At 38.7% G+C, this 21,573-nt stretch carries 21 protein-coding genes; 10 read left to right on the forward strand and 11 right to left on the reverse strand.

Annotation, left to right across the window (positions count from 1 at the left end):
- The first annotated feature begins 31 nt into the window (after positions 1 to 31).
- Both U859_RS0101155 and U859_RS0101160 read left to right on the forward strand, forming a co-directional pair.
- Positions 32 to 382 (forward strand): hypothetical protein, encoded by a 351-nt coding sequence (locus tag U859_RS0101155; RefSeq protein WP_025141612.1) that lies wholly within the window; start codon positions 32 to 34, stop codon positions 380 to 382.
- Between the two features lie 82 nt (positions 383 to 464).
- A complete protein-coding gene (locus U859_RS0101160; RefSeq protein ID WP_025141613.1) occupies positions 465 to 1,847 on the forward strand; it encodes an MBL fold metallo-hydrolase RNA specificity domain-containing protein in 1,383 nt (460 codons plus the stop codon).
- Positions 1,848 to 2,293: 446 nt separating this feature from the next.
- On the opposite strand, the gene U859_RS0101170 is transcribed toward U859_RS0101160, so the two are convergent.
- The gene (locus U859_RS0101170) at positions 2,294 to 3,541 is read right to left on the reverse strand and encodes a glutamate-5-semialdehyde dehydrogenase (RefSeq protein ID WP_025141615.1); all 1,248 of its coding nucleotides are present in this window, start codon (positions 3,539 to 3,541) and stop codon (positions 2,294 to 2,296) included.
- A gap of 233 nt (positions 3,542 to 3,774) precedes the next feature.
- Entirely contained in the window at positions 3,775 to 4,854 is a 1,080-nt protein-coding gene (gene proB / locus U859_RS0101175) for a glutamate 5-kinase (RefSeq protein ID WP_025141616.1), read from the reverse strand.
- 402 nt (positions 4,855 to 5,256) lie between these two features.
- Here proB and U859_RS0101180 point away from each other — a divergent pair, with 402 nt between their 5' ends.
- The 4 genes from U859_RS0101180 (at position 5,257) to def (ending at position 10,013) form a co-directional block, all read left to right on the forward strand.
- On the forward strand, positions 5,257 to 7,407 hold the full coding sequence (locus U859_RS0101180; protein ID WP_025141617.1) for a S9 family peptidase: 2,151 nt from the start codon (positions 5,257 to 5,259) through the stop codon (positions 7,405 to 7,407).
- Between the two features lie 142 nt (positions 7,408 to 7,549).
- Positions 7,550 to 8,002 (forward strand): hypothetical protein, encoded by a 453-nt coding sequence (locus tag U859_RS0101185; protein WP_025141618.1) that lies wholly within the window; start codon positions 7,550 to 7,552, stop codon positions 8,000 to 8,002.
- Positions 8,003 to 8,028: 26 nt separating this feature from the next.
- The gene (locus U859_RS0101190) at positions 8,029 to 9,261 is read left to right on the forward strand and encodes a M16 family metallopeptidase (protein WP_025141619.1); all 1,233 of its coding nucleotides are present in this window, start codon (positions 8,029 to 8,031) and stop codon (positions 9,259 to 9,261) included.
- A 191-nt stretch (positions 9,262 to 9,452) separates the two neighbouring features.
- Positions 9,453 to 10,013, forward strand: coding sequence for a peptide deformylase (gene def, locus U859_RS0101195; protein WP_025141620.1), 561 nt, complete (start codon positions 9,453 to 9,455; stop codon positions 10,011 to 10,013).
- 304 nt (positions 10,014 to 10,317) lie between these two features.
- On the opposite strand, the gene U859_RS0101205 is transcribed toward def, so the two are convergent.
- From U859_RS0101205 to U859_RS0101215, 3 genes are read right to left on the reverse strand one after another with little or no spacing between them, the layout of a single operon-like run.
- Positions 10,318 to 10,953: a hypothetical protein gene (locus tag U859_RS0101205; RefSeq protein ID WP_025141621.1), complete on the reverse strand. Its 636-nt coding sequence runs from the start codon at positions 10,951 to 10,953 to the stop codon at positions 10,318 to 10,320.
- Positions 10,954 to 11,006: 53 nt separating this feature from the next.
- Positions 11,007 to 11,252, reverse strand: coding sequence for a NifU family protein (locus U859_RS0101210; RefSeq protein ID WP_025141622.1), 246 nt, complete (start codon positions 11,250 to 11,252; stop codon positions 11,007 to 11,009).
- Between the two features lie 35 nt (positions 11,253 to 11,287).
- Positions 11,288 to 12,364 (reverse strand): Mrp/NBP35 family ATP-binding protein, encoded by a 1,077-nt coding sequence (locus U859_RS0101215; protein ID WP_025141623.1) that lies wholly within the window; start codon positions 12,362 to 12,364, stop codon positions 11,288 to 11,290.
- A 131-nt stretch (positions 12,365 to 12,495) separates the two neighbouring features.
- Here U859_RS0101215 and U859_RS0101220 point away from each other — a divergent pair, with 131 nt between their 5' ends.
- The 3 genes from U859_RS0101220 to U859_RS0101230 all read left to right on the forward strand — a co-directional run bounded on the left by U859_RS0101220 (position 12,496) and on the right by U859_RS0101230 (position 16,061).
- Positions 12,496 to 14,661, forward strand: coding sequence for a transglycosylase domain-containing protein (locus U859_RS0101220; protein WP_025141624.1), 2,166 nt, complete (start codon positions 12,496 to 12,498; stop codon positions 14,659 to 14,661).
- Between the two features lie 141 nt (positions 14,662 to 14,802).
- Entirely contained in the window at positions 14,803 to 15,345 is a 543-nt protein-coding gene (gene hpt, locus U859_RS0101225; RefSeq protein ID WP_025141625.1) for a hypoxanthine phosphoribosyltransferase, read from the forward strand.
- Between the two features lie 56 nt (positions 15,346 to 15,401).
- On the forward strand, positions 15,402 to 16,061 hold the full coding sequence (locus U859_RS0101230) for a phosphatidylserine decarboxylase family protein (RefSeq protein WP_025141626.1): 660 nt from the start codon (positions 15,402 to 15,404) through the stop codon (positions 16,059 to 16,061).
- A 515-nt stretch (positions 16,062 to 16,576) separates the two neighbouring features.
- Here the strand turns inward: U859_RS0101230 and U859_RS0101235 are convergent.
- From U859_RS0101235 to U859_RS0101260, 6 genes are all read right to left on the reverse strand, one after another.
- On the reverse strand, positions 16,577 to 17,752 hold the full coding sequence (locus U859_RS0101235) for a mechanosensitive ion channel family protein (RefSeq protein ID WP_025141627.1): 1,176 nt from the start codon (positions 17,750 to 17,752) through the stop codon (positions 16,577 to 16,579).
- 70 nt (positions 17,753 to 17,822) lie between these two features.
- On the reverse strand, positions 17,823 to 18,170 hold the full coding sequence (gene rplS / locus U859_RS0101240) for a 50S ribosomal protein L19 (RefSeq protein ID WP_025141628.1): 348 nt from the start codon (positions 18,168 to 18,170) through the stop codon (positions 17,823 to 17,825).
- Between the two features lie 138 nt (positions 18,171 to 18,308).
- Entirely contained in the window at positions 18,309 to 18,983 is a 675-nt protein-coding gene (trmD, locus tag U859_RS0101245) for a tRNA (guanosine(37)-N1)-methyltransferase TrmD (RefSeq protein ID WP_025141629.1), read from the reverse strand.
- Positions 18,984 to 19,132: 149 nt separating this feature from the next.
- Positions 19,133 to 19,567 carry a hypothetical protein gene (locus U859_RS0101250; RefSeq protein WP_025141630.1) on the reverse strand — a complete coding sequence of 145 codons (435 nt, stop codon included), beginning with the start codon at positions 19,565 to 19,567 and terminating at the stop codon, positions 19,133 to 19,135.
- An 84-nt stretch (positions 19,568 to 19,651) separates the two neighbouring features.
- Positions 19,652 to 20,179 carry a ribosome maturation factor RimM gene (gene rimM, locus U859_RS0101255; RefSeq protein WP_025141631.1) on the reverse strand — a complete coding sequence of 176 codons (528 nt, stop codon included), beginning with the start codon at positions 20,177 to 20,179 and terminating at the stop codon, positions 19,652 to 19,654.
- A 138-nt stretch (positions 20,180 to 20,317) separates the two neighbouring features.
- The gene (locus U859_RS0101260; RefSeq protein WP_025141632.1) at positions 20,318 to 20,890 is read right to left on the reverse strand and encodes a 30S ribosomal protein S16; all 573 of its coding nucleotides are present in this window, start codon (positions 20,888 to 20,890) and stop codon (positions 20,318 to 20,320) included.
- 144 nt (positions 20,891 to 21,034) lie between these two features.
- Here U859_RS0101260 and U859_RS0101265 point away from each other — a divergent pair, with 144 nt between their 5' ends.
- Positions 21,035 to 21,556, forward strand: a complete 522-nt coding sequence (locus U859_RS0101265) for a 5' nucleotidase, NT5C type (RefSeq protein ID WP_025141633.1) — start codon at positions 21,035 to 21,037, stop codon at positions 21,554 to 21,556.
- Positions 21,557 to 21,573: the final 17 nt, after the last annotated feature.

Below are 21,573 nucleotides of genomic sequence, written 5' to 3' on the forward strand. Positions count from 1 at the left end.
ATTCTTATCTTTATAGGATCAATTAATAAAGATGGATTTTTCAAAAGCAGATAACAAGGTTGCCCGAAAATTATTTGAGGTAGCTTTACAAAGAGAATTAATAAAAGGCATGTACGAATTCGCTGAAGTTTTGGATCAATGGAAAACGCAACAGCCTGAAGACAATAGGGATGACTACTATAAGATATTTACCGCAGTAAAAGATTTTGATAAACACATTGCCAGAAGATACGACGGGCTTAAAAATTCATGGTTTTTCGATACTGTAATAGCTTTGCTTATAGATAAAATCATTACTACTGCCGATTTAGAAGGTTTTTCGGAAGAAGCAAAAAGCGAAATATTGAAGAGCCTTAAATTCAGAGAAGTTAATCAACTATAATTAAAAAATTACGCCTGATTGTTTAAAAATCCCATCATTTATATTACTTTACGGCAAAAGAATTTACGCGATAGATAAGAAGATGAAGTTAACGTTTTGGGGCGCAGCGCAACAGGTAACAGGGAGTATGCACTTACTCGAAATTGGACATTATAAAATACTGATAGATTGCGGATTAGACTATGAAAAGGAAACCTATCAGGAAGAAAATCAACAATTTCCGTTCGATCCGGCAGGCATTAACCTGGTAATTTTAACCCACGCACACATCGATCACTCTGGTAATTTACCTACACTGGTTCGAATGGGTTTTGATGGTCAGGTACTCTGTACACCACCAACTGCCGATTTAACTTCAATATTGTTATTCGATTCTGTTGAACTTTTTTTAAGAAAGGCCGGTCGAAAACCCCGTACAAAACGCGGCAATTTCAGCGGACCAAAACCATTGTACCTGCACAAGCACGTAATGGATATGATCGATCGTTTTGTAACCATTGCCTTTAACAAACCGTTCAAAATCAATGGCGATATTAGCTTAACTTTTGTACCTGTTGGCCATTTGTTAGGTGCCGCAGCGGCTATTTTAACCATAAATGATAACGGCGTTGAGAAAAAAATAGCTTTTACCGGCGATATCGGTAGAGAAAACTATCCTGTTTTGGTTAATCCAGAACCATTGCCTGATGTGGATTATGTGGTAAGCGAGGCTACTTATGGTGGCAGAATGCACACCAAAGATCAGACATTGGAAGAACGCCTGGTACAGGAAATTACAGAAGCCTGTATTAAAAGCCCAGGCCGCTTGATTATTCCTGCATTTAGTATCGGTAGAACACAATCGTTGGTATTTGCCTTAAATCAGATATTCACTAAAAAACTATTACCTCCGGTTCAGATTTTTGTGGATAGCCCTATGGCGATTCAAGCTACAGAGGTTTACCGCAAACACCATAACCTGGTGAATCAGGAAGCAAAAGACTTTTACCAGACCATGGGGGATGAGTTTGAATTTGAGCACCTGGCTTATGTCCAAACCATGAAAGAAAGCAAGGATGTTTCTAATTATTTCGATCCTTGCATTATCATTTCATCCGCAGGTATGCTGGAGGGAGGGCGGATTCAGGATCACTTGTATTATAACATTCAGAATTATTACTGCACCATTCTTTTTATCGGTTACTGCGCAAAAGGAACATTAGGTTACAAACTACTAAGTGGTGCGCCGATTGTGCGGATTAAAGACCGCGAAATGATGGTATATGCGACTATCCGCCAAACCGATCTGTTAAGTGGCCATGGCGATCATAACGACCTGGTAAAAACAATTAAGCAAACTGGTCAGCCTAAAAAAGTTTTCCTGGTGCATGGCGAAGATAAAAGCCTGCAAAGCTTATCGCTGGCGCTACAGGAAGATGGTTTTAATGTTGAAGTACCTGAAAGGGGAGCGGTTTTTGAGTTGTAGGTCAGTTGTTCATTGGGTTAATAGTTCATGGTCTTTTGGTTTATAGCTGATGACCATTGCGGCTATTAAACCATGATCTATTGAGACTATGAACCAAAGGCTTAGAGATTCTGCGCTACCATTGACGTTATTTTGTAATTGTTTATTAATGAGCAATTTGAGGAAGTATGCATTTCCCGTCCAGCTAGGCCAAAGCACCACATCTCCGTTCTACATAAATCCGGCCTAACAAATTTTTCGGGCTCCACTGCCCCTGCCATCCTACTGGCTTTGAAAGAAAAATTTTCAGCCGGCATTTTTTGTTTCTTTTTGATGCCAAAAAGAAAGAGCCCTTCGGCGGCGGCGAGCCGAAGCAAGACTGCGCCACAAGGCAAAAAATTAAATATATACGTCATTCATATTGATTTTTATAAAATAAATTATTCCTCAGAATGACAATAAATCTATCAGCCCCTCACTTGCCCGTCACCTCTCACCACCCATTTATAACTCGTTAATTCTTCTAAACCCATTGGGCCACGGGCATGAAGTTTTTGTGTACTAATCCCGATTTCTGCACCAAGACCAAACTGTGCGCCATCTGTAAAACCGGTAGAGGCATTGGCATAAACCGCAGCTGCATCTACTTCATTTAAAAATTGAGCAATATTAGCAGCATCTTCAGAAATAATGGCTTCGCTATGTTTTGAGCTATAATCAGCAATATGGTTTAGTGCAGCAGTTAAATTTCCAACAACCTTAACCGCTAATTTTAACGACAAAAATTCTGTCCCAAAATGTTCAGGCGTGGCTTTGTTTAGTAAGTGAGGTGGGTAAGAAGATTTTAATACTTCATAACTTTTTTCATCCGCATATAATTCTACATTTCCATCAGCTAAAGGAGATAAAAGTGCAGGAAGATCATCCAGTCTATTTTCGTTAATTAACACGCAGTCTAAAGAATTACATACACTTACCCTTCTGGTTTTGGCATTGAAAATAATTGCTTTACCTTTCTCTAAATCACCCGATTCATCAAAATAAGTATGTACAATACCTGCGCCGGTTTCGATAACAGGGATCTTACTATTTTCGCGGACGTAATTGATTAATGATTGGCTCCCCCTGGGGATCAGCACATCAACAAAACCCCTCGCATTTAGCAAAGCTTCTGTTGCGGCCCTTTCCGCTGGCAACAAGGTTAAAATATCGCGGTTTATTTTATGATTATCCAATACTTGATGTATTACCTTTGCAATCGCGAGATTAGAAAATTCGGCATCACTTCCACCTTTTAATACGGCAACATTTCCGGTTTTAAAGCAGAGTGAAAATACATCAGCCGTAACATTGGGGCGAGCTTCGTAAATTACACCAACAACACCCAAGGGCACGCTCACTTTTTGGATATGAAGTTGGTTATCCAATGTTTTATCAGAAAGGACTTTACCTAAGGGGCTATTTAAGCCGGCAACATTTTTCAGGTCATTTGCAATATCTGCAATACGTGCTGCGCTTAACTTTAACCTGTCGTATTTAGAATCTTCGATAGGCATTTTAGCTAAATCCCTGGCGTTTTCAGCGAGAATTTCTGCTGTATTGGCCACTAAAGCTTCAGCCAGATCCTTTAAAACAGCATCTGTTGTTTCTTTGCTAAGACTAATCAAAGTGCGACTAGCTTGCTTTGCTTTTTCGAAGTATTGTTTGTAATCCATTTTTTTCTTTATTACCACAGAGGGCACGGAGTTTTCACTGAGAAAATGAGCATGGTATATTTTAAACTCTATGTCCTCTGTGATTTTTTCTCTGTGCGCTCGGTGGTTATCTAAATTGCTTTTCTTTTTAACCAAAGAGGGCACCGAGTTTTCACTGAGGAAAAATGAGCGCATCGGTTATTAACTCTCTATGCCCTCTGTGATTTTTTCTCTGTGTGCTCGGTGGTTAATCACTAAATAGCCGAATAAAAATAATCGTAATGCACTAAAGCTTTCTGTTTTTTCTGGCCGATACGTTCCCGGGCTTTATCCGATCCGTATTCTGCAATACCCAAACCTATTAGCTGGTTATTTTCGTCAATAATTTTAATAATATCGCCTTTTAAAAAGTCGGTTTGGATTTCGATAATCCCCACAGGCAATAAACTGGTTGCTCTGCCCGAGGTTAATACCGTTTTGGCACCATCATTTAGTTTTACCACGCCGGTTGCAGCTGTTTCTGAATGGGCAATCCATTTTTTCTTGCCCGACTTGCTTTTTTCGGGCACAAAACGGGTATGTACCAATTCATTATTTAATAAGGAAACCAGCACATTATCTTTTGTTCCATTGGCGATATGCACAGAAATACCCAATTTGGCCACTTTTTGCGCCATAGTCGATTTAGTAATCATTCCGCCACGGCCAAATTGCGATTTACCAGTTTGGATAAAAGAGGCCAAATTAGCAACTGAACCATTAATTTCCTCAATAACAGCTGAACCCTCAATTTTCGGATCACCGTTATAAATGCCATCTACATTCGACAAGATAATCAGCGCATCGGCATTTAACATCGAAGCAATTAATCCGGCCAGTTCATCGTTATCGGTAAACATCAGTTCAGTTACCGAAACCACATCATTTTCATTCACCACCGGAATTACCTCATTTTGAAGCAAAATCTGCAGGCAGTTTTTCATGTTCAAATAATGCGCCCGGTCACGAAAATCTTCTTTGGTAACCAAAACCTGTGCACATTGTATATTGTGTGCAGCAAAGAAATTGGAGTAGGTATTGATCAGTTTTACCTGACCAATAGCCGCCAATAGCTGTCGGGTAGTTACCGCATCCTGTTTTTCGGATACTTTGATCAAACTTCTGCCCGAAGCCACTGCTCCCGAAGACACCAAAATTACTTCAATACCCATCTGTTTAATGTCGGCCAGTTGATTTACAAGGTGTTTAATCCTTGCTTCATCCGGCAAACCATTCGCTTGCGTAATTACATTTGAACCAACTTTAACAACTATTTTTTTGTACCCTAATTTCATTATGATCTTCAAACCGTTTGGAAGCGGCAATTTAACATCAATTTTTCTAAATCAGATGATTATCCATAGGCTTAATGGATTTTTGCGAAAATGATAATTGGGTTTGGAGTTTAGCGCTAAGCGTTGGCGGCGATTAACCTATGAGTCCGAAGTCTGATGACCGAGGTCAGAAGTCCTGGCGCATAACACAATTAACCGATTTAAATAATTAACCGATTAACCACCACGCCACGAATAAACAAATGAACTATTTATTAAGTCCGAGGACCGAGGTCAGAAGTGTTAGTTGCCTAAAACAGTTAACCGATTTAAACAATTAACAAGTTAACCACTAATAAACTAATGGCTAATGAACTATTGAACTAAATTATTAAATTGCAATTGAACCTAAATCAAACCACTATGAAACGTATCTTACCAGGCCTTATATTGCTTAGCGCAATTACAGCCTGTAATCACCCTCAAAAGAAAGAAATGAAAACAATAAAGTGGCCAGATGCAAAGGCGCCCATAGCGGAGATTATTCCGCACCAAAGAATAATACATGGCGATACCGTAGTAGATAATTACTATTGGATGATCGATTATTTTAAAAAAGGGCCCGACAGCACAAAGGTTGTAAACTACCTGAAGGCCGAAAACGCTTACCTGGACACCATGCTAAAAAGTACCGATCAGTTTCAGGCTGATCTGTTTAAGGAAATGAAAGCCCGAATCAAAGAAAAAGACGAATCAGTTCCGGTTTTTAAAAACGGTTATTATTATTATTCACGGACAGAAGATGGACAGCAATATTTTAAATACTGCCGCAAAAAAGGAAGTTTATCTGCAGCTGAAGAAATCTTGCTGGATGTAGATCAGCTGGCAAAAGGACATGCCTATTACAGCGCGACTGGATTTAGCATCAGTCCCGACAATAAACTTTTAGCCTTTGGTGTAGATCAGGTTTCACGCCGCCAGTACACCATTAACATTAAAAATTTAGAAACTGGCGAAATCTTAAAAGATGCCATTACCAATACAGAAGGAGGGGTAGCCTGGGCAAACGATAATAAAACATTCTTTTACACGTCAAAAAATCCGGTTACACTACTAAGCGAAAAAATCAAAAAACATATGCTTGGTGCAGATGCCAAAACCGATGCCGTGGTTTACGATGAGAAAGATAATACCAATTATATTGGTGTAGGTAAATCGAAAAATGGACGGTATATTTTTATCGCTTCGCAGGGAACACTTACTTCAGAATATAAAATAGTAGATGCCGACCACCCGGAAAGCCCTTTTAAAGTTTTTGCAGCGCGATCAAAAGATGTATTGTATGATGTAATGCCTGTTGATGGCAAATTTTTGATTTTAACCAACTGGAACGCCAAGAATTTCCGTTTAATGGAATGTCCGCTGGATAAGACCGAAAAAGAAAACTGGAAAGAGGTGATTCCGCACCGTGCCGATGTTTTATTGGAAAGTGCTGAAGAATTTAAAGATTTTACCGTTTTATCAGAGCGTAAAAACGGATTAACCGAGCTGCGCGTACTCAAAAAAGACAAAAGCGATTATTATATCAAATTTGACGAACCTGTCTATGATGCCGGCGTAGGCGCTAACCCTGAATATAACAGCACAACCTTACGCTATTCATATACCTCATTAACTACTCCAAACTCTACCTACGATTATGATCTTGTAAAAAAAGACCAGAAACTAATGAAACAACAGGAGGTTTTGGGCGGCTATAATCCAAAAGATTATGTTACTGAGCGCGTTTTTGCAGCCGCAAAAGATGGCACCAAAGTACCAATTGCCCTGGTTTATAAAAAAGGCTTTAAAAAGAATGGAGAATCGCCATTGTTGCTTTATGGTTATGGCTCTTATGGTGCAAATTCGGATGTTTATTTCTCTTCACCACGTTTAAGCCTGTTAGATCGCGGTTTTGTATTTGCCATTGCCAATATCCGTGGCGGACAGGAAATGGGCCGCCAATGGTATGAAGACGGAAAACTGATGAAAAAGAAAAACACTTTTACCGATTTTATTGCAGCAGGAGAGTATTTGATTAATCAGAAATATACCTCGAAAGGCCATTTATACGCACATGGCGGTAGCGCGGGTGGTTTATTAATGGGCGCAGTGGTCAATATCGCTCCCGATTTATGGAATGGTGTGATTGCCGATGTTCCTTTTGTAGATGTGGTTAATACCATGCTTGATGAAAGTATTCCGCTTACTACAAACGAATTTGATGAATGGGGAAATCCAAAACAAAAAGCCGCTTATGATTACATGAAAAGTTATTCTCCTTACGAAAACGTAGAGAAAAAAGCTTATCCGAATATCCTCGTTACCACTGGTTTACACGATAGTCAGGTACAGTATTTTGAGCCGGCAAAATGGGTCGCTAAATTACGGGCAACCAAAACTGATAAAAATGTACTGCTGCTTAAAACCAATATGGAATTTGGCCATGGTGGTGCATCCGGCCGTTTCGACTATTTAAAGGATGTGGCATTACGCTGGGCCTTTTTGTTTTCGTTGGAAGGAATAGAGAAATAATCACAATAAATTCGTCATTGCGAGAAGGCTTTTCAGCCGACGAAGCAATTTTACAACGATCGCTACTAGCGTATGCATTAAGATTGCTTCGTGCCTCGAAATGACGGATCTTTTTTAACCATAATTTATATAAAACCCCACAATGAACACCAAACTAAAAACACTCCAAATCATCCACCTCGCACTATGCTCAGGCGTTTTCCTCTTTGCATTGATAACCATTTTCCTTAACCGCGAAATCATGTTTTTTGATGCCAATCCACAAACCACAGCACCTTTTAACCCGATATTCCCGATTATGGGACTGATTACCATATCAGGAAGCATATTTTTTTATAGAAATTTAATTTCTAAAATAGATAAATCTGCCACGGCTGATACGAAGATCAACATGTACCAAAGTGCCTTTATCATCAGTTCTGCACTTTTAGAAGGTGGCGCACTTTTTAATATCGTAGGCTTTTTTATGACGCACAACTCCTTCTTTTTGATTTTTGGCCTCGCTAATTTTGTTTTTTTAGTCTTAAAAAGACCAACCAAAGATAAATTGATTTCCGCTTTACAATTGCAATACCCCGATACGGAGGCTTTGTAAGCAATTAGCCTTATCTTTGCCCCTCAATGGAATACAATGTTCACACCTTGCCAAACGGCATACGCTTATTGCATGTGCCTTCGGCCTCAGCCATATCTCACGCTTGCATTATCATCAATACAGGGTCTCGCGATGAACCTGAAAATAAAGCAGGTTTAGCACATTTTATTGAACATTTAATTTTTAAGCGGACCGAAAAACGCAGCACCAACCAGATCTTAAACCGATTGGAAAGTGTTGGAGCAGATTTAAACGCCTATACCACAAAAGAATATACTTGCGTACATGCTTCTTTTCTAAACCCATATCTCGATAGGACGTTAGATCTTTTTAACGATATTATGTTCCATTCCACTTTCCCTGAGGAGGAAATGGATAAGGAAAAAAGCGTGATTTTGGATGAAATTTCATCTTATTTAGATCAGCCGGAAGAAGCCATTAACGATGATTTCGAAGACATGCTTTTCGCCGGGCATGCATTGGGCAACAATATTTTGGGTACAACAGAATCCGTTCAAAACTTTACACGAGAGGATGTGATCAATTTCAGAAAAGCCAATTACCGCACCAACGAAATCGTGGTGGCCGTTTTAGGAAATTATACTTTAAACAGCGTTGTAAATAAAGGAAGCAAATATTTTGCCGATGTTGAAGAAAACAATCCGGTTAAAAAAAGGATTAAACCGGGCATTCGCCCGCAGAGCAACACCACCATTTACAAACCGATTATGCAGGCGCACTGTATTTTGGGCACGCAGGCTTATTCTACCTACCAATCGCAAAAAGTTCCTTTAATGTTGTTAAACAATTACTTTGGCGGCAATGGAATGAGCTCGGTTTTAAACTTACAAATCAGGGAAAAATATGGTATTGCCTATACCATCGAATCGAATTTCTCTCCATTACACGATACCGGTATTTTTTCCATTTATTTCGGAACGGATAAAGAAAAACAGACAAAGGCACTCTCTTTAATCTTTAAAGAGATCAAAAAGCTTAAAGAGAAACCATTAAATGAGCTGCAGTTGCAAAAAGCCAAAAATAAATTTATCGGACAGATTGCTTTAGGAGAAGAAAACAGGATTGGTTTAATCATATCAATGGCCAAAAGCCTGATTGATCATGATAAAATAGATTCGTTGGAAACCGTTTTTGAGAAAATTAATGCCGTTACCACTACGCAAATGGCCGATGTTACTCATGAAATTTTAGATATTGAGCAGCTGAATATCTTTACTTTCTGCCCAATAGAGGAATAATTGTTATTTTTGTAAAGAATTTGCTGTCATACTGAGGCACGAAGTATCTCATCGCAATCAGCAGTTCCATTAAATACAGCAGCAATTTGTTTAGTCGGTAATGCTAATTGAAAGATTCTTCATTGCATTCAGAATGACAATTTTGCCTACATTAACAAATTCAGATTCATTTCTGAAAAAAATACAATACAATGAAATTACCAATAGTAGCTTACGGCGATCCTGTTTTAAAAAAGGTAGGAACCGATATCGATAAAGACTATCCTGAATTAAAACAATTGATCAGCGATATGTTCGACACCATGTATTACGCAAACGGGGTAGGCCTTGCTGCACCTCAGATTGGTTTGCCAATCCGTTTATTTATTGTAGATACTGGTGAAGATGAAGATGGCAAACCTGGTTACAAAAAAGTATTTATTAATGCAGAGATTTTGGAAGAAACAGGAGAGGCCTGGAGCTTTAACGAAGGTTGTTTAAGTATTCCGGATATCCGCGAAAACATCATGCGCAAGCCAAACATCAAAATTACCTATTTCGACGAAAACTGGGTAGAACATACGGATGATGTTGACGGAATGCCTGCACGTGTAATCCAGCACGAATACGACCATATCGAAGGTAAATTATTTACCGATAAAGTAAGTGTACTACGCAAAACGATGCTTAAAAGTAAACTCGATGCCATTTCGAAAGGAAATATCAAAACAGATTACAAAATGAAGTTTCCGAACAAGAGCAAGAAAAGATAGGCCTTAAATGGAAAATGTAAGAGGGAAAATGGAAACGTTTTCCTTTTTTTTATTCGAATGATTCTCACCGCGATCAATATGCTTAATTTATTTCAGCTGTGAGGTTTCGCCATTGCGAGAAGGTTTTTTCAGCCGGCGAAGCAATATCTTAATGCGGACGCTGTAGCGATCGTTGTAAGATTGCTTCGTGCCTCGCAATGACGACTTTTCTATTAAAAGCAGATTATGCTTATAAATTAATGAAAAAAACAAAATTGATCGGCTCTGCTCCCAAGACTAAGGACTCCGAACTTAAGACTCCAGACTAATTCGTCCTGCTTTTATCACCATCAAAGATCTGCTGCATCAGCTTGCCCCAGGCGAAAGGATTAAGTAGTGGATTAGTTTGAACCATGTTCTTATTCACCATTCTGTCAAAATTATATCGGTAATTCTGACTGCCAATTTCCTGTCCGTCACGCGGTAACGTTTGGATCAAGCCATCAATTGATGAACGCGAAAGGTTCTTTTTGGCAATGGCCATATCATCATCTGCCAGTTTCATTGATAAAAACTCGCGGGTAAACTCTTCTGTTGTAGCCCAAGGGAAAACACGCACCGAAGGTAAATCGATTACATTAGCTTTCAATTTAACCATGATGGTGTATTTGCTATCCGGCGTACTTTGTGGTATAACAGTTGAGAATTTTTTGTATCCAATGGCGGTAAACAAAATCGTATCGCCAGGATTAACAATAAAAGTAAAATATCCCCTGTAATCGGCACCAACCCTTTTACTCTTTGCCGAAAGATCGGTGATGGTTACATAAGGTATTACGTTTGAACTATCGATATCGGTAATAATCCCTGAAAATTGGATGAGTTTATCCTGTGCCGGCTTTTGTTGCGCAAAAGCGGTTACAGAAAAAATTAGGCAAATTAGGGCAATACAATATCTCATTAAGACAAAAGTAATTTTTAAAATAAAACTTCCTAGTTAAATATTGTTAAAGCTTACTCTTGCTCTGCCATGTTTACGGCAACTACCGAAGTAATTTGTGGAACAGCTTTCATAATTGCCTGTTCTATACCCGATTTCATGGTCATAAAACTCATTGGGCAAGAACCGCAGTTACCTAAAAGCTTAAGCTTCACTGTGCCTTCTGATGTAATTTCTTCAACAGAAACATCACCTCCGTCGGCCTTTAAATATGGCCTGATGGTTTCCAATGCCTGTTCTACTTGTTCTGTTAAATTCATTATATATTTTTTAAGGTTATAAAAATAGTAATTTTTTAGCAATTCACCATTTGCGCATTATTGATGGAGATCTGCTGTGCAATCTTACTTGCAATATCACCAAATATTTCATCCAATAAAGGATTTTGGTTTAAGGCCACCGGTTTCCCCTGATCTCCGGCCTCCGAAATACTCTGGATAATTGGAATTTCACCTAAAAATGGCACATCAAAACGCGCTGCAAGTTCCGTACCCCCGCCTTTTCCGAAAATGTAATATTTATGATCAGGCAGTTCTGCAGGTGTAAAATACGACATGTTTTCAATAACACCTAAAATTGGAATATTAATTCCCGGCATTCTGAACATGGCCAAACCTTTATGTGTATCAGCCAAAGCAACCTGCTGAGGTGTGGTAACTACAACTGCTCCCGAAATAGGGAAACTCTGCGTAATGGTAATGTGGATATCGCCTGTTCCCGGTGGAAGATCAACAATCAGGTAATCGAGTTCACCCCAATTGGTATCGTTAAAAAGTTGTTTTACTGCATTTGAAGCCATCGGGCCACGCCACGGTACCGGCTGACCAGGATCGGCAAAAAAGCCTAACGACAATAATTTGATTCCGTATTTTTCGATCGGCAAAATTTTGGTTTTCCCATCTGCGGTTTCTTCAGCACCAGGTTTTGCATCAACCAGGTCGAACATGGTAGGTACCGACGGGCCATAAATATCGGCATCAATAAGCCCAACTTTGGCACCATCTTTTGCCAATACCACAGCTAAATTGCTCGATACCGTAGATTTACCCACGCCACCTTTCCCAGATGAAACCAAAATGATGTTTTTGATGTTATCTAGTGAAGATGAGTTGGTTGGCTGGGTAACCCTCGAAGTTACATTGATGACAACTTCTGCCGTTGGCGACACAAAATGTTTAATGGCATTTGTACAGGCATTTTTCAGCATTTCCTTCATCGGACATGCCGGCGTAGTAAGCTCTAATGTAAATTTGACTTGGTTATCTGCTATCTGTAAATCCTTAATCATGTTTAAGGTGACCAGGTCTTTTTTAAGATCGGGATCTTCAACATTTTTAAGCGCATCTAAAACTTGTTGCGGGCTAATCTGCATTGTATTAATTTAAATTCAAAATTAACAAAACATAGCCATAAATACTTTTATTTAGGCTTTTAAACTGTAATTTTAACACGAAATAAACATTTAATTGTTACGTTTAAGCAATTAACCATTTTAACGACTATATGCGAATACCAAAAATTAAGATCCCCAAAAAATATTTAAAAATCGGAGCCTGGGTTTTAGGTGTTTTTTTAGTCGTTTGTATTGCTTTGGGCGCCGTAGCTTATAGCAAAAGGGAAGCCCTTCTTAAAAAAATGGTAGCCAAAGCAATTGCCAAGGCTGATAAAGATTACGGTCTTGAAGTTAAAATCGGCAGTGCCGGATTTACCGGCCTGAGTACTGTTAAAATGACCAACATTTCTGTTGTTCCTAAAGAGCGTGATACCCTTTCCAATATCGGTGAACTGAGTGTGGGTGTAAAACTTCTTCCACTCATTTTTGGGAATGTAAAATTGTCGGAAGTAAAACTAAAAGAAGGTTTTGTAAGCGTAGTGCTTAAAGATTCGACCACCAATATCGATTTTATTTTAAAAAGAAAGAAAACAGACAGTACCGAAAATAAAGGGAAAGTTAACTTATCAGAAATAGCCAGCAACATCCTAAACCAGGTTTTGTACAAAATTCCTGATGATATGGATGTGCAGAACATGATTTTTAAACTAAATGATCATGATACGGCTAAACTGAGCTTTGCCACCATGGCTACTATTGATGGAGGGGACCTAAAATCGGCCATCAATGTAAATAATGGCGAAGCGACCTGGCATGTAGATGGTTATGTTAATCCTGGCAGCAAAGAATTACGTTTTACTGCTTATGCTGACGGTAAAAAACTCGAATTACCCTACCTGAACAATAAACTCCACGCAAAAATCAGTTTCGACACCTTACAAACGGAACTTAAAAACGCGAAATACAGTGGCGATGATTATAAAATATCAGGCTCATGGTCAGTAAAAAATATGCTGATCAACCAGCCGCGTATTGCTTCAAACGATATTATTGTACAAAGCGCAAAACTGGATGCCGATATTTTGGTTGGCCAAAACTATATTGCTTTAGATAGCTCATCAACAGCTTATCTTAAAAATGCACAGATCCATCCTTTTGTTAAATATACTTTAGGAAAAAACAAGATATACGAATTAAAATTAAACGCAGAAGAACAGGATGCCCAAAGCATTTTAGATGCTTTTCCGCAGGGTTTGTTCGAATCGCTGGAAGGGTTAAAGGTACAGGGTAAGGTTAAATATAACCTCAATTTTTACCTCGATACCAAAATACCCGATAGTGTCCGTTTTAATTCGACCCTAACACCCGTTGATTTTAAAATCGTGCAATGGGGCAAAACGAATCTTCAAAAAATCAACAATACCTTTGTTTACACGCCGTACGAATACGGCAAACCAATGCGCGATATCACCATTGGTCCGTCTAACCCAAATTTCACTCCATTATCTGCCATTTCTAAAAACTTCATCAATGCTGTTTTAACCGCAGAAGATCCTTCGTTTTTTACGCACAATGGTTTTGTTGAAGAATCGATCCGAAAATCGATAGCCGTAAATTTTAAGGAAAAGAAATTTAAACGTGGTGGTAGTACCATCAGTATGCAACTGGTAAAAAACGTTTATTTAAGCCGTCAGAAAACTTTGGCCCGTAAAGCCGAGGAAATTTTGATTGTTTGGCTTATTGAACATAACCACCTGATCAGTAAACAGCGAATGTTGGAGGTTTACTTTAACATTATGGAGCTTGGCCAGAACATTTACGGGATAGGAGAGGCATCAAGGTACTATTTTGGAAAACAACCTGCCGATTTAACCATTGGTGACGGATTATTTTTAGCCAGTATTGTGCCTAAGCCAAAAGCATCGATGTATAAATTTATGGCCGATGGCAGCCTGAAACCTTACATGTTCAACTATTTCAGGTTTATGGGAAACATTATGGCCAGAAAAGGTTTAACGCCTAGCGATACCTCGGGTTATGGTTTCTATAATGTTCGCTTGAGAGAAGGACTTCGTCGTTACTTAGCACCTGATACTGCTGTAGTAGATACCAGCGCATTTGATGATGATGGCGATGGCTTACCGGTTGTAATTGTACACGATAAAAACAAAAGTTTCTTCGAACGCTTATTTGGAGGCGGATCTAAAAAAGATACTACAGTAACTAAACCTACAAGCAATCCTGCAGACACCACTAAAACCAAAAAACAATTGAGGCAGGAGCGCAGGGAAGAGCGGAGACGCCAAAAGGAACTGGAGAAGAACCAACAACAGTAGTTTGGGGTTGGGAGTTTTCAGTAAACAGTTCACAATTTTCAGTTAGGGAAGTTGTTCGAACAGTTAACCAATTTATACGATTAACCGTTTTGCCAACAATAACATTACAACGTTTCAACATTAAAACTATTTAACAGCAGCATGCACAAAATAAAAGTAGAAGATAAAGAGTTCGAGATATTTTTAGAAAACGACACCTTAAATAAACGAATCCGTTTGATGGGTATTCAGATGAACGTTGATTATGAAGGTAAATGTCCACTTTTTATCGGCGTGCTAAATGGCAGTTTTTTGTTTATGGCCGATTTAATCAAAGAAATCAATGTACCCTGCGAAATTGCTTTTATGCGCGTGGCCTCTTATGAAGGCACATCAAGCTCTGGTAATGTAAAAGAACTGATCGGACTGCCTGAAAACATTGAGGGAAGAGATATCGTGATTGTGGAAGACATTGTTGATACCGGCCTAACTTTAACCCATATTTTAAAAACGATTAAAGAAAAAAATCCGGCATCGGTTAAAGTAAGTTCACTTTTGCTAAAACCAAGTGCGCTGAAGTACGAAATTGAAGAACTGGAATATGTTGGTTTTGAAATACCTAACGAGTTTGTGGTGGGTTATGGTTTAGATTACAATGGTCTTGGTAGAAACTTAACCGACATTTATAGAGCAACTGAGGCATAATTTTTAGATTGGATTAATTTTATTTTTCGCACCTTTGCCCAATAATTTCGAACACAATGACCATACATAAAGAAGGTTACACTACTATTGCCTTAAGCATACTGTTTATTTTCGTTATCAACGCGATTGTTGATTATAAATATCACGACATTACCTGGTTGCGCTGGTTTATTTATATTTTTTCAGCAGCACTATTTATCATCGTGCTGCAGTTTTTCCGTAATCCGAGCCGCAGCTTCTCATCAGGAGAAAACCTGGTCATCTGTCCTGCCGATGGTAAAGTAGTGGTAATTGAAGAAACAGAAGAAGGCGAATACTTTAAAGATAAACGTTTACAGGTATCTATTTTTATGTCGCCGGTTAATGTGCATATTAACCGTAACCCCATTTCAGGTGTGGTTAAATTTTTCAAATACCACCCGGGAAAATATCTTGCGGCATGGAACCCTAAATCTTCTACTGAGAATGAGCGTACCACAACTGTTGTAGAGCATAAAAACGGTACGCCTGTACTGTTCCGTCAAATTGCAGGTGCTTTGGCCCGCAGGATTGTTTGGTACGTAAAAGAAGGCGATCAGGTGGTACAAACAGAACAATTCGGTTTTATCAAATTCGGATCGAGGGTTGATGTTTTTCTTCCTGTAGGTACTAAAGTTAACGTAGAACTTAACCAGGTTGTAAAAGGTGGAATCACTACACTGGCAACTTTAAGCTAAGGATATTAAAAGTATAAAAAAGCCGTCCCGATGTAAAACCGGGACGGCTTTTTTTATTACCAGTAGATTCTCGCAGTGGTCTGTGGAGACACAGACCACTGACTTAACTCAACCAAGTTGTAAAAGGTGGAATCACCAAATTGGCAAACTTTAAGTTAAGAGTATAATATTTCACAAGAAAGCCGGTTTAGTTAATGCTAATCGGCTTTTTGTTTTTACTACCATTGGATTAACGCGGTGGTCTTTGAGGACACAGACCACGGGAACTGAAAGGATTTTGAAACACTGAAGGATCCCCTAAACCTGATAGCAACGGAAAGCCCGCATCCCGATTTTTCATCGGGAGAGGACTTGTAGTGCATAGCAGGAACAAACTTTAATCATTCTCACAGGCTTTGCTTTCCAAAAAAAGCAACCTTTTGACTTATCCAATACACCTGCTGTATCGCATCTTCTAATTAACGTAGAGCGGTCTGTGAGGACATAGACCACAGAAGTCAGTTATTGGAATCTATCTAATCCGTAGTATCATTACCCACTTCTTTTTCTGCTGCATTGCCAGGCGGCCTGTCGCTGATTAAACGTTGTGTCGGGTAAGCAAAATCTGATTTATTCCGGATCACGATATCCATAATCTCCAGATTGATTTCCTGTCTGATTTTAAGGAATTCGGTATAATTAAGTACCGTTACAAAATAATTAACCTCAACATTCAAACCCGAATCGCCAAAGCTTTTAAAAGAGGCGTTTCCATCATTACTTGTACCTTCGTGATTATTGATGTAACTTTCTATTTCGGTGATAATTTTTCTTAACGAATCGGAACTGGTTTCATAAGTAAGTCCGATAACAAAGGATACTTTGCGTGAATTTCTTAAAGAGAGATTCTCCAAAACCCCGTCTATCATGCCCCTGTTGGGTAGGGTAGCCATGGTTTTTTCAGATGTTCTGATCCTGGTACTTCTAAAACCTACCTTTTCTACTGTTCCTTCCACACCATCAACTTTTACCAGATCGCCAACGGTAAAAGGCTTATCTAAAAAGATTGTGAATGATCCGATCAGGTTTTCTAAACTTTCTTTAGCCGCCAAAGCAATGGCAATACCACCAATACCCAATCCGGTAATCAGCGTTAACACATTCACCTCGAAAACGAAGCCTAAAAGCGTAAAAAAGCCTATAAAAATGACAATGGTTTTAAACAGCTCCTTTAAAAAAGGTACCAATTGATCATCGGCCTTATTTTCGGTAAGGGAAGCTTTGTACAATAATACATGGCTGATGAAATCGATTATCCTTAAAATAATCCAGAAAAAAGACAAAATAATCATAAACAGGAATATCCTGTCTATACAATCGCCAATGGTTACCGGGATTAATTCCTTTGTTTTACCGATTAATTTACTGTAATGAAATACAGCTACTTCTAAAGGATGTTTTAATTGGTTAATGGAAAGGTAGAGGGTAGATAACAGAATGAAAATCTCAATCGGCTTTACCAGTAAAGCCACAAAGGCATCGTTATGCGATTGGTTGGAGAAACTTCTGAAAAGCCTAAACAGCAACCTGCTTAAAAGCTTGGAAACAATATTTTTAAATACCAGACCTAAAAATAATATCCCCCCGAAAAGGAAATAGGCTTTTACAGTGTTGCCCCAAAAAACTTGGTCGAAAAAAGCAGAATCTAACATTTAACAAAGGTATAAACAAAAAAACCTCCACGAAATTAATCGTGAAGGCTATATCGTATAATAAAGAATATTATTTTCTCAATGATTTGATACGAGCAGCTTTACCAGTTAAAGCACGTAAATAGAACAATTTCGCTCTACGAACTTTACCATAGCTATTCACTTCTACTTTCTCAATGTTTGGAGAATTGATAGGGAAAATACGTTCAACACCAATACTGTTGCTCATTTTACGTACGGTGAAGGTTTCGTTAGCACCAGCACTGTTACGTTGTATTACAACACCTTGGTAAATTTGGATACGTTCCTTATTACCTTCGCGAATTTTATAGTGTACGCTCACTGTATCGCCAGACTTGAACGCAGGAAAATCTTTTTTCGCGATGGCCTGCTCTTCAACAAATTTTACTAAATCCATGATTTTAAGCTATTAAACCAACTTTCTTTACCTTGAAAATCGGATTGCAATATTAGGGATTTTTTTTGATATAAAAAAACCTATTTTAATTTTTTCCACAATCTTTATGAATTCCACATTCGATTGTGTTAAATGCTTCTATTCCAAAAGGTCAGGACGACGGGTTTTAGTCCGCTCTAAGGCCTGTTCGTGCCTCCACTCGTTCACTTTTGCTTCGTGGCCACTTAATAAAACATCAGGCACTTTATGTCCACGCCAATCTGCCGGCCGGGTATAAACCGGAGCATCAAGTAAATCTCCCTGAAAACTATCGGATAGGGCAGAAGTCTCATCATTTAAAACACCAGGGATTAAACGCACCACAGCATCTACCACAATCGCAGCAGGAAGCTCACCTCCGCTTAAAACGTAATCGCCCACCGATATCTCTCTAGTTACAAAGATATCGCGTATGCGCTGATCTATGCCCTTATAATGGCCACACAAAATAATGATGTTTTTTTTAATAGAAAGTTCGTTGGCTGTACTTTGGTTTAACGTAACACCATCGGGACTCATGAAAATGATTTCATCGTATTCGCGCTCAGCCTGAAGTTTTTCGATACATGCCGCAAAGGGTTCGATACTCATTACCATACCGCTGCCGCCACCATATTGATAATCGTCTACACTTTTTTGCTTATTGGTGGCATAATCCCGTAGATTATGCACCACAATTTCGGCAATGCCCTTTTTTTGGGCCCGCTGCAAAATGGAGTGGGCAAAAGGACTTTCTAATAAACCAGGCAGAACTGTTATGATATCAAAACGCATACTGCAAAGGTAAGTCTTTAGTGCGAAGTCTTTAGCCCGAAGTCGAATTTTGCTGTATTCAAGATCAATTTCTTTGCTGAATCAGAAAGCTAACCACCATTTGTACTATCTAAGGCTTTTGCTCTATTTGCTACGAAACCAATTTATGCTTAATCCAGCGTATTTATCTTCACCAAGTCGCTTGCCCATTGCAGTCCTTTTCCCCCGTTCCGACCATCAACATAGCCACTTACTTTCATCGTTTTCTGATCACGGCTTAAAGTATAGTAATTTGCATATTGCCTACCCTTTAAATCGTATGTAGCATTGGCTCTGGCATCAGAAATACTGAGCACATACATGTTGTTTGATAAAATTTTAAAGGTACCGCTATGGGTAACGATCTGAACGCCTCCTTCTTTAGCGATATTGTAAAAACTACCGTCAGATTTGAAAACGATTTTGCTCCCCGGGTTGGTGGTGTCGTTCCAGATGCCTATGAAAGGTTTAATTTCTGTTAAATTAGCCTGTTGAACCGTTTTACAAGAAAAAATTGTTAGCGTAGCCACAAAAATCAGGGCAATTTTTGATGTTCTTTTGAGCATGTTAATTTTGGTTAGAATGAAATCTAAATTAACAATTTTTCTTTAAAAACATTACCTGTTAACTGATATACTAAACAAGAAAGTTTATTTTTCCAGGTAGATATCAAGCAAACCTTCAGGCAAATCAAGTGTCAGGATTTTTTCCTCATCATCAATTTCCACAATAAAATCTTCGTTTAACGGAAAAAGGATTTCGGTTTCCTGATAAATCACTGTAGCCACAAATTGCTGAGGATATTCATTTACCTCTATTATTTCTCCAAGCTCACCAAGCGTTTCATCAACAGCCATAAAGCCTTTTAAATCTGTATAGAAGAACTCTGATTCATCTCTTTCAGGCATTTGGGCAATGGGAAGATAAAGTTTCTTTTTTAATAAGGGCTGCACTTTATCGATGTGATCAACATCATCAAAATTAAAATAACCCGTTTTATTGGCCTGCAATTTTGCCGATGCCACGAAATAGGGTACTAATTTGCCGTTCATATCTGCAAAAACAACGTCGAACTCCAGTTGCTCATAATCGTCGAATTCGAAAAAGACCTGAACCTCTCCTTTTAAACCCCGCGTTTTGGTAACGTACCCTATGTAAAATGCTTCTTCGTGTTTCATATAATTACATTGTCATCCTGAGGTACGAGGATCTGATAGCGATGAAACAGATCCTTCGTACCTCAGGATGACATTTTTAGTTAAAAAAATAGCGTTCCGAAATTCGGAACGCTATTTTATGAGTCAAAATAATTAAAATTATTCTGCTCCTTCTTCTTTAGTAGCTTCTGCTGCAGGAGCTTCTTCAGTTGCCTCAGCTTCAACAGCTGGCGCTTCTTCAGTAACTTCTTCTTCAACAACCTCTTCTGCAACTGGTGCATTTTTAGCTGCGATAGCTGCTGCTCTATCTTCTTTTTTCTTAGCTTCTGCGGCTAAAGCTGCTTTACGTACGTCAGCTTTAGAAGCAGCTAAACCTTCTGATTTACCAGAAATTTTACCTGATTTAGCATCTAACCAAGCTGCAAATTTTTCATCTGCCTGTTCTTGAGTTAAAGCTCCTTTTTTAACACCACCTTCTAAGTGTTTTTTGTATAAAACACCTTTGTAAGAAAGGATAGCACGAGCAGTATCAGTTGGTTCTGCACCACTGTTAACCCAAGCTAAAGTTTTTTCGAAGTTAATTTCGATGGTTGCAGGATTGGTATTTGGGTTATAAGAACCTAAACGCTCAATAAATTTACCATCACGTGGAGAGCGAGAATCTGCTACCACAACGTGGAAAAAAGGTTTCCCTTTTTTACCGAATCTTTGCAATCTGATTTTAGTTGCCATTTTCTTTTGTATTTATGTATTCAACATAGTTCCCGGAGCTTCATGCTGCGGGGCTGCAAAGATAACTAAAATACTGGAAATTAAAAACATAGTTTAATTTCTTTGTTTTCAGGATATTTACGCCAAAATATTTGCAGATACAAAATGGAAAGAATTGCGATTGACATGGACGAGGTGATTGCCGATGCCGTTGGAAAATTTATTAAATTATATAACCGTGATTTTAATGTTCCGCTTGATTTAAAGATTGATGCCGGAAACGAAATTTATCACCATGTGCCCCAGGAGGTTAACCAAAAATGGTTCGAGTATATTAATGAACCTGGGTTTTTCCGCGATCTTGACGTTATCGATGATAGTCAACGGGTAATTAAAGCCCTGCAGCAAAAATATGATGTTTATATTGTTTCGGCGGCAATGGAATTCCGTAACTCGCTGGTAGATAAATACGATTGGATGGCCGAGCATTTCCCTTTTATCGATTGGCAGCACATTATGTTCTGCGGAAATAAAATTGTGAACGTTGACATTATTATTGACGACCGAATCAAAAACTTTGTAAATTTTGACGGCAGGCCATTATTGTTTACCTCGCCACATAATTTACTTATAACTGAATATGAGCGTGTAAATACCTGGGAAGAGGTAGCGGGTTTGTTGTTGTAGATCCGTTACTTCGACCG

Origin of the sequence: Pedobacter jeongneungensis (genome assembly GCF_000633455.1) — a bacterium.
Lineage (GTDB): Bacteria > Bacteroidota > Bacteroidia > Sphingobacteriales > Sphingobacteriaceae > Pedobacter > Pedobacter jeongneungensis_A.

Bases quoted from the DNA above. Each gene is read 5' to 3' on its own strand.
- U859_RS0101260 (WP_025141632.1), bottom strand. From the start codon at position 20,890: ATGGCAACTAAAATCAGATTGCAAAGATTCGGTAAAAAAGGGAAACCT.
- U859_RS0101155 (WP_025141612.1), top strand. From the start codon at position 32: ATGGATTTTTCAAAAGCAGATAACAAGGTTGCCCGAAAATTATTTGAG.
- U859_RS0101180 (WP_025141617.1), top strand. From the start codon at position 5,257: ATGAAACGTATCTTACCAGGCCTTATATTGCTTAGCGCAATTACAGCC.
- U859_RS0101170 (WP_025141615.1), bottom strand. From the start codon at position 3,541: ATGGATTACAAACAATACTTCGAAAAAGCAAAGCAAGCTAGTCGCACT.
- U859_RS0101220 (WP_025141624.1), top strand. From the start codon at position 12,496: ATGCGAATACCAAAAATTAAGATCCCCAAAAAATATTTAAAAATCGGA.
- rplS (WP_025141628.1), bottom strand. From the start codon at position 18,170: ATGGATTTAGTAAAATTTGTTGAAGAGCAGGCCATCGCGAAAAAAGAT.
- trmD (WP_025141629.1), bottom strand. From the start codon at position 18,983: ATGCGTTTTGATATCATAACAGTTCTGCCTGGTTTATTAGAAAGTCCT.
- U859_RS0101190 (WP_025141619.1), top strand. From the start codon at position 8,029: ATGGAATACAATGTTCACACCTTGCCAAACGGCATACGCTTATTGCAT.
- U859_RS0101185 (WP_025141618.1), top strand. From the start codon at position 7,550: ATGAACACCAAACTAAAAACACTCCAAATCATCCACCTCGCACTATGC.
- U859_RS0101250 (WP_025141630.1), bottom strand. From the start codon at position 19,567: ATGCTCAAAAGAACATCAAAAATTGCCCTGATTTTTGTGGCTACGCTA.
- U859_RS0101235 (WP_025141627.1), bottom strand. From the start codon at position 17,752: ATGTTAGATTCTGCTTTTTTCGACCAAGTTTTTTGGGGCAACACTGTA.
- proB (WP_025141616.1), bottom strand. From the start codon at position 4,854: ATGAAATTAGGGTACAAAAAAATAGTTGTTAAAGTTGGTTCAAATGTA.
- rimM (WP_025141631.1), bottom strand. From the start codon at position 20,179: ATGAAACACGAAGAAGCATTTTACATAGGGTACGTTACCAAAACGCGG.
- def (WP_025141620.1), top strand. From the start codon at position 9,453: ATGAAATTACCAATAGTAGCTTACGGCGATCCTGTTTTAAAAAAGGTA.
- U859_RS0101265 (WP_025141633.1), top strand. From the start codon at position 21,035: ATGGAAAGAATTGCGATTGACATGGACGAGGTGATTGCCGATGCCGTT.
- hpt (WP_025141625.1), top strand. From the start codon at position 14,803: ATGCACAAAATAAAAGTAGAAGATAAAGAGTTCGAGATATTTTTAGAA.
- U859_RS0101210 (WP_025141622.1), bottom strand. From the start codon at position 11,252: ATGAATTTAACAGAACAAGTAGAACAGGCATTGGAAACCATCAGGCCA.
- U859_RS0101205 (WP_025141621.1), bottom strand. From the start codon at position 10,953: ATGAGATATTGTATTGCCCTAATTTGCCTAATTTTTTCTGTAACCGCT.
- U859_RS0101160 (WP_025141613.1), top strand. From the start codon at position 465: ATGAAGTTAACGTTTTGGGGCGCAGCGCAACAGGTAACAGGGAGTATG.
- U859_RS0101215 (WP_025141623.1), bottom strand. From the start codon at position 12,364: ATGCAGATTAGCCCGCAACAAGTTTTAGATGCGCTTAAAAATGTTGAA.
- U859_RS0101230 (WP_025141626.1), top strand. From the start codon at position 15,402: ATGACCATACATAAAGAAGGTTACACTACTATTGCCTTAAGCATACTG.